General features: G+C 30.9%; 27 protein-coding genes. All 27 read left to right on the top strand.

Annotation, left to right across the window (positions count from 1 at the left end; all coding sequences use genetic code 11):
• The first annotated feature begins 6 nt into the window (after window positions 1-6).
• From fusA to rplQ, 27 genes are read left to right on the top strand one after another with little or no spacing between them, the layout of a single operon-like run.
• The gene (gene fusA / locus ACTT9X_RS03765) at window positions 7-2085 is read left to right on the top strand and encodes an elongation factor G (protein ID WP_440934340.1); all 2079 of its coding nucleotides are present in this window, start codon (window positions 7-9) and stop codon (window positions 2083-2085) included.
• On the top strand, window positions 2085-2393 hold the full coding sequence (gene rpsJ / locus ACTT9X_RS03760) for a 30S ribosomal protein S10 (RefSeq protein WP_023853699.1): 309 nt from the start codon (window positions 2085-2087) through the stop codon (window positions 2391-2393). The genes fusA and rpsJ overlap by 1 nt, the downstream gene beginning before the upstream one ends.
• A gap of 2 nt (window positions 2394-2395) precedes the next feature.
• On the top strand, window positions 2396-3106 hold the full coding sequence (gene rplC / locus ACTT9X_RS03755) for a 50S ribosomal protein L3 (RefSeq protein WP_440926716.1): 711 nt from the start codon (window positions 2396-2398) through the stop codon (window positions 3104-3106).
• Window positions 3106-3729 carry a 50S ribosomal protein L4 gene (gene rplD / locus ACTT9X_RS03750; RefSeq protein WP_440934339.1) on the top strand — a complete coding sequence of 208 codons (624 nt, stop codon included), beginning with the start codon at window positions 3106-3108 and terminating at the stop codon, window positions 3727-3729. The genes rplC and rplD overlap by 1 nt, the downstream gene beginning before the upstream one ends.
• A 1-nt stretch (window position 3730) precedes the next feature.
• Entirely contained in the window at window positions 3731-4024 is a 294-nt protein-coding gene (rplW, locus tag ACTT9X_RS03745) for a 50S ribosomal protein L23 (protein ID WP_023853702.1), read from the top strand.
• Between the two features lie 3 nt (window positions 4025-4027).
• The gene (gene rplB, locus ACTT9X_RS03740; protein ID WP_023853703.1) at window positions 4028-4867 is read left to right on the top strand and encodes a 50S ribosomal protein L2; all 840 of its coding nucleotides are present in this window, start codon (window positions 4028-4030) and stop codon (window positions 4865-4867) included.
• On the top strand, window positions 4867-5163 hold the full coding sequence (rpsS, locus tag ACTT9X_RS03735) for a 30S ribosomal protein S19 (protein ID WP_023853704.1): 297 nt from the start codon (window positions 4867-4869) through the stop codon (window positions 5161-5163). The genes rplB and rpsS overlap by 1 nt, the downstream gene beginning before the upstream one ends.
• Before the next feature lie 2 nt (window positions 5164-5165).
• On the top strand, window positions 5166-5564 hold the full coding sequence (gene rplV, locus ACTT9X_RS03730; protein ID WP_440934338.1) for a 50S ribosomal protein L22: 399 nt from the start codon (window positions 5166-5168) through the stop codon (window positions 5562-5564).
• Complete coding sequence (rpsC, locus tag ACTT9X_RS03725) at window positions 5548-6228, top strand: 30S ribosomal protein S3 (protein ID WP_440934337.1); 681 nt, start codon at window positions 5548-5550, stop codon at window positions 6226-6228. Before rplV ends, rpsC begins: the two co-directional genes overlap by 17 nt.
• Window positions 6228-6638 carry a 50S ribosomal protein L16 gene (gene rplP, locus ACTT9X_RS03720; RefSeq protein WP_023853707.1) on the top strand — a complete coding sequence of 137 codons (411 nt, stop codon included), beginning with the start codon at window positions 6228-6230 and terminating at the stop codon, window positions 6636-6638. Before rpsC ends, rplP begins: the two co-directional genes overlap by 1 nt.
• Complete coding sequence (gene rpmC / locus ACTT9X_RS03715; RefSeq protein WP_440934336.1) at window positions 6638-6829, top strand: 50S ribosomal protein L29; 192 nt, start codon at window positions 6638-6640, stop codon at window positions 6827-6829. Before rplP ends, rpmC begins: the two co-directional genes overlap by 1 nt.
• Window positions 6822-7058 (top strand): 30S ribosomal protein S17, encoded by a 237-nt coding sequence (gene rpsQ, locus ACTT9X_RS03710; protein ID WP_440934335.1) that lies wholly within the window; start codon window positions 6822-6824, stop codon window positions 7056-7058. Before rpmC ends, rpsQ begins: the two co-directional genes overlap by 8 nt.
• Window positions 7058-7426 (top strand): 50S ribosomal protein L14, encoded by a 369-nt coding sequence (rplN, locus tag ACTT9X_RS03705; RefSeq protein WP_023853710.1) that lies wholly within the window; start codon window positions 7058-7060, stop codon window positions 7424-7426. The genes rpsQ and rplN overlap by 1 nt, the downstream gene beginning before the upstream one ends.
• Window positions 7426-7671: a 50S ribosomal protein L24 gene (gene rplX / locus ACTT9X_RS03700; protein WP_440934334.1), complete on the top strand. Its 246-nt coding sequence runs from the start codon at window positions 7426-7428 to the stop codon at window positions 7669-7671. The genes rplN and rplX overlap by 1 nt, the downstream gene beginning before the upstream one ends.
• A complete protein-coding gene (gene rplE, locus ACTT9X_RS03695) occupies window positions 7671-8225 on the top strand; it encodes a 50S ribosomal protein L5 (RefSeq protein ID WP_440934333.1) in 555 nt (184 codons plus the stop codon). The genes rplX and rplE overlap by 1 nt, the downstream gene beginning before the upstream one ends.
• 2 nt (window positions 8226-8227) lie before the next feature.
• Window positions 8228-8533: a 30S ribosomal protein S14 gene (rpsN, locus tag ACTT9X_RS03690; RefSeq protein WP_440934332.1), complete on the top strand. Its 306-nt coding sequence runs from the start codon at window positions 8228-8230 to the stop codon at window positions 8531-8533.
• Between the two features lie 11 nt (window positions 8534-8544).
• Complete coding sequence (gene rpsH, locus ACTT9X_RS03685) at window positions 8545-8940, top strand: 30S ribosomal protein S8 (protein WP_075485249.1); 396 nt, start codon at window positions 8545-8547, stop codon at window positions 8938-8940.
• The gene (gene rplF, locus ACTT9X_RS03680; protein ID WP_440934331.1) at window positions 8940-9479 is read left to right on the top strand and encodes a 50S ribosomal protein L6; all 540 of its coding nucleotides are present in this window, start codon (window positions 8940-8942) and stop codon (window positions 9477-9479) included. Before rpsH ends, rplF begins: the two co-directional genes overlap by 1 nt.
• On the top strand, window positions 9479-9835 hold the full coding sequence (rplR, locus tag ACTT9X_RS03675) for a 50S ribosomal protein L18 (protein ID WP_440934330.1): 357 nt from the start codon (window positions 9479-9481) through the stop codon (window positions 9833-9835). Before rplF ends, rplR begins: the two co-directional genes overlap by 1 nt.
• A gap of 2 nt (window positions 9836-9837) precedes the next feature.
• Window positions 9838-10353 carry a 30S ribosomal protein S5 gene (gene rpsE, locus ACTT9X_RS03670; RefSeq protein ID WP_023853717.1) on the top strand — a complete coding sequence of 172 codons (516 nt, stop codon included), beginning with the start codon at window positions 9838-9840 and terminating at the stop codon, window positions 10351-10353.
• On the top strand, window positions 10353-10805 hold the full coding sequence (rplO, locus tag ACTT9X_RS03665; protein WP_440934329.1) for a 50S ribosomal protein L15: 453 nt from the start codon (window positions 10353-10355) through the stop codon (window positions 10803-10805). Before rpsE ends, rplO begins: the two co-directional genes overlap by 1 nt.
• Window positions 10806-10814: 9 nt before the next feature.
• Window positions 10815-12095 carry a preprotein translocase subunit SecY gene (gene secY / locus ACTT9X_RS03660; protein ID WP_440934328.1) on the top strand — a complete coding sequence of 427 codons (1281 nt, stop codon included), beginning with the start codon at window positions 10815-10817 and terminating at the stop codon, window positions 12093-12095.
• Window positions 12096-12659: an adenylate kinase gene (locus ACTT9X_RS03655; protein WP_440934327.1), complete on the top strand. Its 564-nt coding sequence runs from the start codon at window positions 12096-12098 to the stop codon at window positions 12657-12659. It abuts the gene before it with no gap.
• A gap of 55 nt (window positions 12660-12714) precedes the next feature.
• Window positions 12715-13098 (top strand): 30S ribosomal protein S13, encoded by a 384-nt coding sequence (gene rpsM, locus ACTT9X_RS03650; protein WP_440934326.1) that lies wholly within the window; start codon window positions 12715-12717, stop codon window positions 13096-13098.
• A gap of 2 nt (window positions 13099-13100) precedes the next feature.
• Window positions 13101-13550 (top strand): 30S ribosomal protein S11, encoded by a 450-nt coding sequence (rpsK, locus tag ACTT9X_RS03645; protein ID WP_440934325.1) that lies wholly within the window; start codon window positions 13101-13103, stop codon window positions 13548-13550.
• Entirely contained in the window at window positions 13550-14578 is a 1029-nt protein-coding gene (locus tag ACTT9X_RS03640) for a DNA-directed RNA polymerase subunit alpha (RefSeq protein ID WP_440934324.1), read from the top strand. The genes rpsK and ACTT9X_RS03640 overlap by 1 nt, the downstream gene beginning before the upstream one ends.
• Window positions 14578-15021, top strand: a complete 444-nt coding sequence (gene rplQ / locus ACTT9X_RS03635) for a 50S ribosomal protein L17 (RefSeq protein ID WP_440934323.1) — start codon at window positions 14578-14580, stop codon at window positions 15019-15021. The genes ACTT9X_RS03640 and rplQ overlap by 1 nt, the downstream gene beginning before the upstream one ends.
• Window positions 15022-15027 lie beyond the last annotated feature (6 nt).

Raw genomic sequence — 15027 nt, 5'->3', positions numbered from 1 at the left:
TAAATTATGGCTAGAACTCATACATTAGATAAATATAGAAATATTGGGATCATGGCCCATATAGATGCTGGTAAAACAACTACTACTGAAAGAGTTCTGTACTACACAGGTAAGAGTCACAAAATTGGTGAAGTACACGATGGTGCTGCAACAATGGATTGGATGGAGCAAGAACAAGAAAGAGGAATTACTATTACATCTGCGGCTACCACTTGTTTTTGGAATGATCATAGAATTAATATTATAGACACTCCTGGTCACGTAGATTTTACCATTGAAGTAGAAAGGTCTTTAAAAGTTTTAGATGGTGCAGTTGCTGTTTTTGATGGTGTTGCAGGTGTAGAACCACAATCTGAAACAGTGTGGAGACAAGCAGACAAATATAAAGTTCCAAGAATTTGTTTTGTAAATAAGCTTGATAGAACAGGCGCTGATTTCTTTAGATGTGTAGACATGATTAAAGATAGATTAGGTGCTAAGCCATTAGTATTGCAAGTTCCTATTGGAATTGAGGCTTCCTTAATTGGAGTTGTTGATTTAGTTAAAATGAAAGCTCAAGTTTGGAAAAATGAGGCCTTGGGTGCAGAATGGGAATACAAAGATATTCCTGATGATCTTAAAGAAATAACTGAAAAGTACAGAACAGAATTAATTGAAACTGCTGTAGAACAAGATGAAAAATTAATGGAAGCTTACTTAAATGGAGACGAAATTAAGGAAGAGGATTTGTTAAAATGTATAAGAAAGGGAACATTGAATTTTAGTTTTGTTCCAGTTTTAACTGGATCTGCCTTTAAAAATAAAGGTGTTCAACCTTTACTAGATGCAGTTGTGAACTACTTACCAAGTCCAGTTGATATAGGCTCAATTAAAGGAACAAAAGTTGGATCAGAGGATGAAATAGAAATGAAATTTGATGATGGTTCTTCTTTTTCCGGTTTAGCTTTTAAAGTTGCAAACGATCCTTTTGTAGGATCTTTAACATTTGTTAGGATTTATTCTGGAACAATTAAGTCTGGAACTGCGGTATACAACTCTTCATCGGATAAAGAAGAAAGGGTTGGTCGTATGCTTTTAATGCATGCTAATTCAAGAGAAGATATTAAAGAAGCTAATGCAGGTGATATTGTTTCACTAGCCGGATTAAAAAATACTATGACTGGTCACACTTTATGTGACAAAGAAAATCCAGTCTTATTAGAGCCAATGGAATTTCCAGAGCCAGTGATTGAAATTGCTGTAGAGCCAAAAACAAAAGGGGACCAAGAAAAAATGGGTGAAGCATTAGCAAGATTAGCTAAAGAGGATCCATCATTCAGAGTTTCTTCAGATGAAGAGTCAGGTCAAACAATTATTAAAGGTATGGGTGAACTTCATTTAGATATAATTGTTGATCGAATGAAAAGAGAATTTAAAGTTGAGGCAAACGTAGGTGCTCCACAAGTTGCTTATAGAGAAACTATAGAAAAATCTGCTGAGTATGAATACATACATAAAAAACAAAGTGGAGGTGCTGGTCAGTTTGCTAAGGTTAAATTATTTGTTGAACCTCAAGAACCAGGAAAAGGAAGAGAAGTTGAAAGTGCTATTAAAGGTGGAGCTATTCCAAAAGAATTTATTCCTGGTGTTGAAAAAGGTATTGAAACTGTCTCTGATAGTGGAATTTTGGCAGGTTTCCCAATGATTGATTACAAAGTAACTATTGTTGATGGTTTACATCACGATGTTGATTCAAGCGTTTTAGCCTTTGAACTTGCAAGTAGAGCATGTTTTAAAGAGGCTTGTGCTCAAGGTGGATTAAAACTTCTAGAACCGATTATGAGAGTAGAAGTTGTCACTCCTGAAGATTATATGGGAGACGTTATTGGTGATTTAAACAGTAGGAGAGGGCAAATTAGCACTCAAGAACAAAGGGGAAATGCAACTGTAATTACAGCTATGGTTCCTCTAGCCAATATGTTTGGTTACATAAATAATCTTAGATCAATGTCACAAGGAAGAGCACAATATTCAATGTTCTTTGATCATTATTCTAAAGTTCCTCAAAACGTTCAAGACGAAGTAACTAAAAAGGTAGCAGGATAATGGAAAAGCAAAACATAAGAATAAAACTAAGAGCGTACGATAATAAGGTTCTAGACGCTTCAACAGAAGAAATTGTAAACACAGTTAAAAGAACTGGGGCTACAATTAAAGGTCCTATTCCATTACCTACAAGAATTGAAAGATACACTGTATTAAGATCACCTCATATAGATAAGAAAAGTAGAGAGCAGTTTGAGTCAAGAACACACAAAAGATTAATAGATATCATTGAACCAACACCACAAACTGTAGAAGCATTGATGAAACTTGATTTAGCTTCTGGTGTAGATGTGGAGATAAAAATTTAATTATGAGCGAGATAGCTTTATTAGGAAAAAAAATAGGAATGACGAGGGAGTTCTATAAATCTGGTCAGTTAGTTCCTGTGACTGTGCTTAAGGTTGAAAAAGCCAGAGTTATTCAGGTTATTGAAGAAGAAAAAAGAGGGTACAAGGCTGTTCAGCTTGGATACGGGAAAATTAAAAATTCAAAATTAACAAAAGCTATGAAAGGTGTTTTTGCTAAAAAAAATACTGAAGCTAAGAAAAAATTAAAAGAATTTAGAGTAAACGACACATCTGTTTATAAAGAAGGAAACGAGTTTGGTTTAGAAATATTCAAAGATATTAAATTTGTAGACACAAGATCAAAAACAATTGGTAAAGGTTTTGCAGGTGCTATGAAGAGACATAATTTTGGTGGTTTAAGAGCCAGTCATGGTGTTTCTATATCCCACAGAGCACATGGTTCAACAGGACATAGTCAAGATCCAGGAAAAGTTTTTAAAGGAAAAAAAATGGCTGGTCATATGGGTGACAAGCTAAGAACAATGCAAAATATTGAAATAATAAAAACTGACTTAGAAAACGAACTTCTTTACTTAAAAGGATCAATACCTGGTTCAAAAAATTCTGAAGTAATGGTTAAAAAATCAGTAAAAAATATAAGCAAAATGACAATTGGTGAAAAACAAGCAGCTGCAGAAGAGGCTAAAAAAACACCTGAGAAAAAGAAAAAATAATGAAATTAGATAAAATTAGCATAGACGGGAAAAAAGATAGTATTGAAGTTTTGGATAAGATTTTTTCTGCTAAAATTAACCATAAATTAGTTAACGCTGTTCTATATAAAACAAATGCCAATTACAAAGGAAGACATGCCAAAACTAAACAACAAAATGAAGTAAAAGGACCAACTTCAAAAATATATGCCCAAAAAGGAACTGGTGGTGCAAGGCATGCTAGTAGAAAAGCTCCTATATTTGTTGGCGGTGGTATTGCTCATGGACCAAAAGGTGAATTAGCTTACAAGAAAAGAAAATTAAATAAAACTGAAAAAAAACAGAGCGTAGCTTCATTAATTACTGAAAAAAATAATAATAAAAATTTATTAATCTTAAATGATTTTAGTTCTGAAATTAAAAAAACAAAAGAAATGAATTCAATTATTAATAAACTTGAAATTACAAATTCACTAATAATTTTGGATAAAAATTCCAAAGAAAAAATTGAAAAATCAGTGAGAAATATTCCAAATGTTAAAGTTACTGATGTAAATCATTTTAGTGCTTACGATATTATTAGATTTAAAAAAGTTGTTTTCACAGAAAGTTCAGTGAAAGAACTAGAAAAGAGATATTCATAAAATGGAAAAAATTCATTTATACGACAAAATTCTATCACCTGTGGTTACTGAGAAATCAACCAACTTGTCTGAACTGAATAAAATTGTTTTTAAAGTTCCAGATGGTGCAAATAAAAAAAATTTAAAAAAGAATATTGAAAAAATATTTAAAGTTAATGTGACTAAGATAAATATTATAAACAAACAAAACAGAACAAAAGTTACCAGAGGCAAAAAAGTAAAAGTATCTGGATATAAAAAAGCAATAATTACTTTAAAAAAAGGTCAGAGCATTGATCTAACAACAGGAATTTAATAAATGGCATTAAAAACTTTTAAACCATATACAAAATCTACAAGAGGTACCATTTTAGTTGATAGAACTGGTTTATGGAAAGGTAAACCATTCAAAACCCTAGTTTCACCTAAAAATGCTATGAAAGGTAGAAATAATAATGGTCATATCACCTCTATTAATAGAGCTGGTGGACATAAAAAAATGTACAGACATGTGGATTTTTATAGAAAAAAATTCGACATGGAAGCCACAGTTGAAAGAATTGAATATGATCCAAATAGATCATGCTACATTATGTTAGTTAAATTTGAGGATGGTACTCACTCATATTTTTTAGCACCACAAAAAATTAAAGTTGGAGATAAAGTTGAAAGCGGTTCCAAAAAAGAAATTAAAGTAGGTAATTGTATGCCATTGCAAGATATTCCAGTGGGTATCAATATACATAATGTTGAGATACAGCCAGGTGGTGGTGGAAAAATCGCTAGAGCAGCTGGTTCATCAGTTACTATCAGTGGTCTGGATGGAAACTATAGTTTAATAAAATTGGCGTCAGGTGAGGTGAGAAAAATAGATTCAAGAGCTTTAGCTACAATTGGAATTTTAAGTAATCCAGATCAAAAAAATATTAAAATTGGAAAAGCAGGTAGATCAAGATGGCTGGGCAGAAGACCTCATACTAGAGGTGTTGTTAAAAACCCAGTTGATCACCCACACGGTGGAGGTGAAGGAAAATCTGCTGGAGGAAGACATCCAGTATCACCTACAGGACAATCTGCTAAAGGTTTAAAGACTCGAGATAATAAAAGAACAGATAAATTTATAGTTAAGAGAAGAAATAAGAGAAAGGATACTAAGTAATGGCTAGAGCAGTTTGGAAAGGACCGTTCGTAGAAGAAAGCTTAATGAAGAAAGTTGATAAGTATAAAGACGATCCAAAAAAAATTCCTATTAAAACTTGGTCAAGAAAATCTACAATTTTACCTGATTTTGTAGGGGTTAGTTTCCAAATTTATAATGGAAAAAAATTTATACCAATAACTGTATCAGAGGATATGGTTGGACATAAACTAGGGGAATTTGCACCAACTAGAACGTTCTTTGGCCATACACCAGCTGACAAAAAAGCTAAGCCAGCAACAGCAGAGAAGAAATAATTATGGGTAAAAAAAAGAAAATTGATAAAACTAACGATAAAACAGTAAAGTCTGTTAACAACGGTATTAGATCAAGTGTCAGAAAGCTAAATCCAATACTCAAAAGCATTGTTGGCAAAAAAGTTGATGTTGCAATTAGAGATTTACAGTTTTCAGAAAAAAGAGTTACTAGAGATGTTAGAAAAACTATCAGCTCAGCGGTTGCTAATGCTGAAAATAACTTTCAGTACGATATTGATAAATTAATAGTTAAAGAAGCTTATTGTGGAAAAAAAATAATTATGAAAAGATTTAGACCCAGAGCAAAAGGAAGAGCAGCACCAATATTAAAACCTTGGTCAACTGTTACAATAATTTTATCAGAAGCAAAACAAATGGAGAAACATGGGACAAAAAGTTAATCCGGTAGGTTTTAGATTAGGTGTCAACAGAGGATGGGACTCTGTATGGTATGCTAAGAAAAAAGATTTTGGAAATTATTTAATCGAGGATTTTAAAATCAGAGAATATATTAAGAAAAACGTAATAAACTCTGGTGTATCCAAGGTAATGATCGAAAGAACTTCTAATAAGTGTTATGTTACAATTTATACTTCTAGACCAGGGTTTGTCATTGGAAAAAAAGGAAGTGATATAGATAAAATTAAAAATAATCTCTCAAAATTAACTACAAATGAAGTAAATCTAAATATAAAAGAGGTAAAAAAACCTGAGACAAATTCTTATTTGGTAGCAGAAAATATTGCACAACAACTTGTTAAAAGAATTTCTTATAGACGAGCCATGAAAAGAGCAATGCAATCATGTATTAGATTGGGTGCAAAAGGAATTAAAGTATCTGTTAGTGGAAGACTTGGCGGAAATGAAATTGCAAGAACAGAGTGGTTGAGAGATGGCAGTATTCCATCACATACTTTAAGAGCTGATATAGATTATGCAGAGGCAGAGGCTCTTACAACTTATGGTATTATTGGAATCAAAGTTTGGATTTATAAAGGTGAAGTTTTTGCAAGAGAATTCAGTCAAGAGACCAACAAGGTTACACCAAAGGAAGGAAAACAATAATGCTTCAACCAGTAAGAACAAAGTGGAGAAAAGCACATAAAGGAAGAATTCACGGTAATGCCACAAGAGCAAGCACTATAAATTACGGTGCTTATGCGTTAAAAGCTTTACAGCCTGAAAGAGTTACTGGAAAACAGATTGAAGCTGCAAGAGTTGCTTTAACGAGACATATGAAAAGACAAGGAAGAGTTTGGACAAGAATATTTCCAAATATACCAGTTTCAAAAAAACCAATTGAAGTCAGAATGGGTAAAGGAAAAGGTTCACCAGAATACTTCGCATGCAGAGTAAAACCAGGAAGAATATTATTTGAAGTTGATGGTGTTTCTGAACAAATTGCAAAAGAAGCATTATACAAAGCATCAGCAAAATTACCTATAAAGACTAAAACAATTAAGAGATTTGCATAATGAAAAAACAAGAAATCAAAAAATTATCAAAAGACGAATTAGTAAAGAATATTGATAAGCTTAAAAAAGATCTTTTTAATTTCAGATTTCAAAAAATGAATTCACAAGTAACAAATCCAGCAAAAATTGGGGAAACTAGAAAAACAATAGCAAGATTAAAAACAATTTTAAAAGGAAAAGCAAATGCCTAAAAAAATACTTACAGGTGTAGTTATAAGTGATAAACCAAATAAAACAGTTACTGTTATGGTAGAACGTAAATATTCTCACCCAGTTCTAAAAAAAGTAATTAGAGTTAGAAAAAACTATAACGCTCACGATGAAAATAATAAGTTTAAAACTGGTGATAAAGTTTCAATTATTGAGAGCAAACCTTTTTCTAAAAATAAAAAATTTCAAGTTATGGAGATTGCTAAATAATGATTGGTGTTCAAACAGAATTACAAGTAGCTGATAATACTGGTGCAAAAAGAATTGAGTGCATTAAAGTTCTAGGTGGATCAAAAAGAAGATACGCTAGTATTGGGGATACAATTGTAATTGCAGTTAAAGAGGCGATACCTAAAGGAAAAGTTAAAAAAGGATCTGTCCATAAAGCGGTAGTTGTGAGGGTTAAAAAGGGAATTCACAGAAATGATGGTTCTAAAGTACGATTTGATAATAATGCAGCAGTATTAGTTGATGACAAAGGGGAGCCAGTAGGAACAAGAATTTTTGGTCCAGTTACAAGAGAATTAAGAAGCAGAGGTCAAATGAAAATTATTTCTTTGGCACCGGAGGTTTTATAATGATTAAAAAAGGTTTGAAAGTAAGAGTTTTAACTGGAAAAGATAAAAAAAAAGAAGGTGAAGTTATTGAAATTGATAGAATTAATAACAGAGCTAAAGTTAAAGAAATAAACATGGTTAAAAAACACATTAAAACAACAAAAGAGAAAAAAGGTGGAATTTTTCCAAAGGAAAGCTTCATTCATATTTCTAACTTAAAAATAATTGATGAAAAAGCAGCAAAGAAAAAAGAGGCTAAAAAATAATGACACCAAGATTAAAAGAAATATTCAATAAAGAAATTCAACCAGCATTAAAAGATCAGTTTGGTTTTAAAAATATTTATATGGCTCCAAGAATTGAGAAAGTTGTTTTAAATATGGGTCTTGGTTTAGATGCTACAGATTCTAAGATTTTAAAATCATGTGAAGAAGATATGGCTAAAATTACTGGACAAAAACCAGTCATAACAAAATTTAAAAAATCAGTAGCTAATTTTAAAACTAGAAAAGGATCTAATGCTGGTTTAAAGGTAACTTTAAGAAAAAATAGAATGTATGAATTCCTAGACAGATTAGTGAACATAGCATTACCAAGGATTAAAGATTTTAGAGGTTTGTCACCAAAAGGGTTTGATAAATTTGGTAATTATACATTTGGTATTAAAGAGCATATAATTTTTCCAGAAGTAAGCTTTGATAGAGCAGACAAAGTTAGAGGTTTAGATATAGTAATAGTTATTAAAGCAATAAATAAAGAGCATAGTTTTGCATTACTAGAAAAAATGAATTTTCCATTTATTAAAAAAGGAGATAATTAAACATGGCAAAGTTAAGCGCTGTTAATAAAAATAAAAAAAGAATTAAGCTTTCAGATAGGCTTTATAAGAAAAGACGAGCATTAAAGAAGATTGTAATGGATAAAAAAATTCCATTAGAAGAAAGATTTAAAGCGCAGCAAAAATTATCTAAAATGCCAAGAAACTCAGCTAAAACAAGAGTTATGAATAGATGTGAGATTACTGGAAGACCACATGGTGTTTACAGAAAATTAAAAATTTCAAGAATTGCGTTAAGACAATTAGGATTACAAGGAAAGATACCTGGCTTAGTTAAATCAAGCTGGTAGAAAGGAAAATTATGAGTTTAAGTGACCCAATAGGAGATATGATTGCAAGAGTAAAGAACGCTCAAGCTAGAAATCATAAAAAAGTAGAGTTACCTTCATCTAATTTCAAAACAAAAATTGCAGATATACTAAAAAATGAGGGTTTTATAAAAGATTTTAAAGTAAGTTCTGAAGAAAAAAAACCAATACTATCATTAGAACTTAAGTATCATTCAGGTAATCCAGTAATTAGTGCTTTTGAAAGAGTATCCAAACCAGGAAGAAGAATTTTTTCATCTGCCGATAGCTTACCTAAAATAAATAATGGTTTAGGAATTGCTATTGTTTCAACTCCAAAAGGAGTAATGACTGATATAGACGCTAGAAAACAAAAAGTTGGTGGCGAAATAATTTGTAAGGTATTTTAATGTCTAAAATAGGTAAAATAAACATATCGATCCCTGAAAAAGTAAAAGTTGCTTTAGCTGGAAATATTATAAATATAGAGGGGCCTCTAGGGAAAAAATCAATCAATGTTGATCTCGACATGTTTAATTTAGACATCATTGAAGGAAAAGAAATTTCTATTAAACCAAAAAAAGTAGATCAAAACTCAAAAAGACTTTGGGGTATGAATAGAAGTTTAATTAATAACGCTGTTATTGGTTCTAGCACAGGATATGAAAAAACTTTAGAATTAGTTGGTGTTGGTTATAGAGCAGCGTTAAAAGGAAATCAGTTAAATTTACAATTGGGTTATAGCCATGATATTAATTTTGATATACCAGACGGCATTAAAATTGCTGTTGAAAAACAAACAACATTAAAAATCACAGGCTCTGATAAGCAGCTAGTAGGTGAAGTTGCATCTAAAATTAAAACATTAAGAAAAATCGAACCTTATAAAGGTAAAGGTGTTCGAGAAAAAGGACAATATGTTCTTAAAAAAGAAGGTAAGAAAAAGTAATGAAATTAAATACTAGTATTAGAAAAAGATTTAGAGTGAGCAATAAAGTTAAAAAAGTTGCTTCAAAAGATAGATTTAGATTAAGTATTTCTAGATCATCAAAAAATATTTCAGCTCAAATAATAGATGATACAAAAAAAATAACTTTATTGTCAGCTTCATCTATAGAAAAAGATCTTAAATCAGGCGATAAAGTTAACAAAACAGAATTATCTAAATTGGTTGCTCAAAAATTAGCTAAAAAAGCTCAAGAGAAAAAAATTACCAAAATTTATTTTGATAGAGGTTCTTACAAATATCATGGAAGAATTAAAGTTTTTGCAGAAACACTAAGAGAAAACGGAATGGAATTTTAAATATGGAAAATTTAAAAGATAAAAAAACAGACGATATATTAGAAAAATTAGTCCACATAAATCGTATTACCAAGGTTGTTAAAGGTGGAAGAAGGTTTGGATTTTCAGCGCTTGTAGTTGTTGGAAATCAAGCAGGTAAAATCGGTATAGCTCACGCAAAAGCTAAGCAAGTACCAGATGCAATTAAAAAAGCAAATGAGATGGCAAGAAGAAAACTTACGCACATACCATTAAGAGAAGGCAGAACAATACATCATGACGTTAAGGCAAAAGATGGTTCAGGAAGAATAGTGCTAAGAGCCGCTTCTAAAGGAACAGGTATTATTGCAGGTGGTCCTGTTAGGGCAGTATGTGAAGTTTTAGGAGTAAAAGATATTGTTGCAAAATCTATGGGAACTTCTAATGCGCATAATGTTATTAGAGCTACAATGAAAGCATTAATGAAACAAAGTTCACCAAAACAAATATCAGCAATTAGAAATAAAAAAATTTCAGAAATAATTGAAAAAAGAGGATAATGATTACTTTAAATAATAGAGAAAAAATCAATAAATCCAAAATAAGAGTTGGAAGAGGAATTGGTTCGGGTAAAGGAAAAACATCAGGTAGAGGTGTTAAAGGTCAAAAATCTAGATCTGGGGTTGCTATAAAAAGTTTTGAAGGTGGGCAAATGCCGTTATACAGAAGACTTCCAAAAAGAGGTTTCAACCCAATATCAAAAGAGAATGTTGCAATTCTAAATTTAGATAAAATTCAATCTTATATTGACAAAAAAAATATTAATCCAAATGAAGTATTAAACTCAGAATTATTAAAAAAACTTAAATTAATAAATAAAAACTCAAAAAAATTAAAAATTTTAGGTTCTGGGGAAGTAAAAAATAAAATTAATATTGAAGCTGACCTAGCCTCTAAATCAGCAATAGAAAAACTAGAAAAAATTGGTGGATCTATTCAATTAAAAAAATAGTTTGTTTATATGAGCGCGTCATCATCAACAAATGATTTAAGAAATAGAATTATATTTACTATTTTAATATTAGCCGTTTATAGATTTGGAACTTTTGTACCTTTACCAGGAATAGACCCAGAACAATTGAAAATAATGATGGATGGTAATCAAAAAGGATTGCTAGGCATGTTTAATGTTTTTGCAGGAGGTGCAGTTAGTAGAATGGCAATATTTGCATTAGGTATAATGCCTTACATTTCTTCAGCAATTATAGTTCAACTTTTAACAGGGGTTTCTGACTATTTTAAAAATTTAAAAGCTCAAGGTGAAACAGGTAGAGCTAAAATTACACAAATTACAAGATATGGAACAGTTTTACTTGCAACAGTTCAAGGATATGGTCTATCTGTTGGCTTAGAGTCATCTGCTGATTTAGTAATTAATCCAGGGGCTTTTTTTAAAATAACAACTGTTACAACCATTGTTGCAGGAACAATATTTTTAATGTGGTTGGGTGAACAAATTACACAAAGAGGTATTGGTAACGGTATTTCATTAATAATTTTTGCTGGTATTGTAGCAGAAATTCCAAGAGCTTTGGTTACAACTTTTGAATTAGGTAGAACGGGTGCAGTTTCAACATTTATGATCCTAGCTATTTTTGTTTTATTAATAGTTACAATTCTTTTTGTAGTTTTTATGGAAAGGGCATTAAGAAAAATTCTTATTAATTATCCAAAAAGACAAATGGGAAACAAAATGTATGGTGGAGAAACATCACATTTACCATTAAAAATAAATCAAGCTGGAGTAATTCCTGCAATTTTTGCTTCTGCACTTCTATTACTACCAGTTACATTCTCAAATTTTTCATTTTCTAATAATGAAACATTTTTAAACTTGAGCTCTTATTTTACTCAGGGACAACCTCTTTATATGCTGTTGTATGCATCAGGAATTATATTTTTTACATTTTTTTATACTTCTATAACCTTTAACCCAACTGAAACTGCTGAAAATCTTAGAAAGCACGGTGGTTTTGTTCCAGGAATAAGACCAGGTGAAAGCACAGCTCTTTATATCGAAAATATATTGACGAAATTAACAACGATTGGAGCTCTCTATTTAACTTTGGTTTGCTTAATGCCAGAATTTCTAATTGCAAATTATCCGATTCCTTTTTACTTAGGTGGTGCTTCCATTTTAATCGTAGTTGTGGTTGCTATTGATACTGTTACTCAAATTCAAACAAGATTAATGAGTTCCCAGTACGAACAATTAATTAAAAAAACTAAATTTGGTAAATAAGTGAATATAATTTTATTTGGACCTCCTGGTGCTGGAAAAGGTACTCAGTCTAAATATTTAGTAAATAAATTGAATGCTTTTCAAATTTCAACTGGCGATCTTTTAAGAGAAGAAGTAAAAAAAAATTCAGAAATTGGTAAAGTTATAACTAATGATATGAAAAATGGAAAATTTATAAGTGATGATATTGTAAATAAACTTATAGAAAAATTAGTATCTGACCCTCAAAAAAAGAATAAATTAATCTTTGATGGATATCCTCGATCATTAAGTCAGGCTAAAAATTTAGATAAATTACTAAAGAATTCAAATCAGATTATAGATTTAATTTTATTTCTAAATGTAAAAAAGGAAATAATTATGAAAAGAGTTGAGAAGAGAAGAATTATAGAAAAAAGATCTGATGATGACTCAAATACTCTTGTTCGTAGGTATGAAAAGTACATGGAAACAACGCAACCGGTTCTAAAATTCTACTCTGAAAATCCAAATTTTAAGGAGATTGACGGGAGTTTAGAAATAGACGAAATAACAAGGAAAATAGACACTTTTATCAATGTATAATACGTTGACTTTGATTAATCTTCTTATATAAAAGGCACAATTTATCACGAAAATTATGGCTCGTATCGCAGGTATAAACATTCCACAAAATAAGCTTGTTCACATAGGTTTGACTTATATCTACGGTATTGGTGATAAATTCTCTAATCAAATTTGTTCATCTTTAGCAATCCCAAAGGCCAAAAGAGTAAATGAATTAACTGATGATGAGATACTAAAGATTAGAGAGTACATTGATCAAAATTTCAAAGTAGAAGGTGATTTAAGAAGAGATTATTCATTAAGTATTAAAAGATTAGTTGATTTAGCTTGTTACAGAGGTACAAGACATCGAAAAAAATTACCTGTTAGAGGACAGAGAACTAGATGTAATGCAAGAACAAGAAAAGGAAAAGCAATCGCCATCGCTGGAAAAAAATTAACACCAACTAAAAAATAGTTATGACTAAAGCTGATAAAGTTGAAAATAAAGATCAGAAAATTGAAAAGTCCTCAAAAAAAAGTTTAAAAAGTTCTTATTCAAAAAAGAAGAAGGTTAAGAAAAATGTTTTAAATGGAATTGCTTATGTTCAATCAACATTTAATAATACAATTGTTTCTATTGCAGATACAAATGGAAATGTAATTTCATGGGCGTCCGCAGGTCAGAAAGGATTTAAGGGATCAAGAAAATCAACTCCTTATGCTGCTCAGATAGCAGCAGATTCAGCAGCTTCTAAAGCACTTGAATATGGAATGAAAACTTTATCTGTTGAGGTTAAAGGACCTGGATCAGGAAGAGAAACAGCTTTAAGAGCACTACAGGCAAGAGGATTTAAGATTTTGTCAATTAAAGATACTACACCTATGCCTCATAATGGAACTAGACCACCAAAGAAAAGGAGAGTTTAATGGAAGTCGAAAATGTTAATGTAAAAAATTGGAAGTCATTAATTAAGCCATCTAAATTAGATGTTCAAATAAGTGATGACTTAACACATGCTAAGATTATAGCAGAGCCTTTAGAAAAAGGTTATGGTTTAACTTTGGGAAACTCTCTGAGAAGAATTTTATTATCATCAATAAGAGGTGCGGCTGTAACATCTATTCAAATTGATGGAGTATTACACGAATTCACTTCAATAAAAGGTGTTAGAGAAGATGTTACTGATATAGTATTAAACGTGAAATCTTTAGCATTAAAAAGTAATTCTGAAGGTACAAAAAAATTAATTTTAGATGCAAAAGGTCCAGGAGAAATAAAAGCTTCAGACATAGCTCCAGTTGCAGATGTTGAAATTTTAAATCCAGATCTAGTTATTTGTAACCTAGATGAAAATACTACTTTTCATATGGAGATGAATGTAAATACAGGTAAAGGATATGTTCCTGCAGAGCTAAATAAACCTGAAGAACCGCCGTTAGGTCTTATCGCTATTGACTCACTTTATAGCCCAGTCAAAAAAGTTTCATATTCAGTAAGCACCGCTAGAGAAGGTAAAGCATTAGATTATGATAAATTAATTATGGAAGTTGAAACGAATGGATCAATTTCTGCTGAGGATGCTGTTGCTTATTCAGCTAGAATTTTCCAAGATCAGCTTAAGATGTTCATAAATTTTGATGAGCCAGTTGAAGCTCCTGTAAAAGAGGTTTCATCAGAGCCTGAATTCAATAAAAACTTATTAAGAAAAGTAGATGAATTGGAGTTGTCTGTAAGATCAATGAACTGCTTAAAAAATGATAATATAATTTATATTGGTGATTTAGTACAAAAATCTGAAGGTGAAATGTTGAGAACACCCAATTTTGGAAGAAAATCACTTAATGAGATCAAAGAAGTTTTAACAGGAATGTCTTTGTATTTAGGTATGGAAATACCCAACTGGCCACCTGATAACATTGCAGAAATGTCTAAGAAATTGGAGGAAGCAATTTAATGAGACATGGTTTGGCAAATAAGAAGTTAAATAGAACATCGGAGCACAGAAAAGCTCTACTTAAAAATATGCTTAATTCTTTAATTAAGTATGAGCAGATTAAAACTACTTTGCCAAAAGCAAAATTTTTAAAACCTCAAGCAGATAAAATAATAACATTAGGTAAAAAAGAAACTTTACAGACAACTAAAATGTTAGTTTCTAAACTACAAGATATTAAATCAGCTAATAAAGTTAAAAAAACACTTTCTAAAAGATATCAGAATAGAAAAGGTGGTTACACAAGAATAATTAAAGCTGGATTTAGATATGGGGATAATGCTCCAATGGCAATAATTGAGTTTGTTGATAGAGACGTTGAAGCAAAAAGAGTTGATAAGCCAAAAAAAGATACAAACAAAGAATCTCCTAAAACGGAAGAGAAAAAACAAGCTACAGCTTAAATCTTA

Source organism: Candidatus Pelagibacter sp., from assembly GCF_052049855.1.
Taxonomy (GTDB): domain Bacteria; phylum Pseudomonadota; class Alphaproteobacteria; order Pelagibacterales; family Pelagibacteraceae; genus Pelagibacter.
The sequence above is the reverse complement of the archived record's forward strand: the minus strand, read 5'-3'. Positions and strand labels throughout refer to the sequence as shown.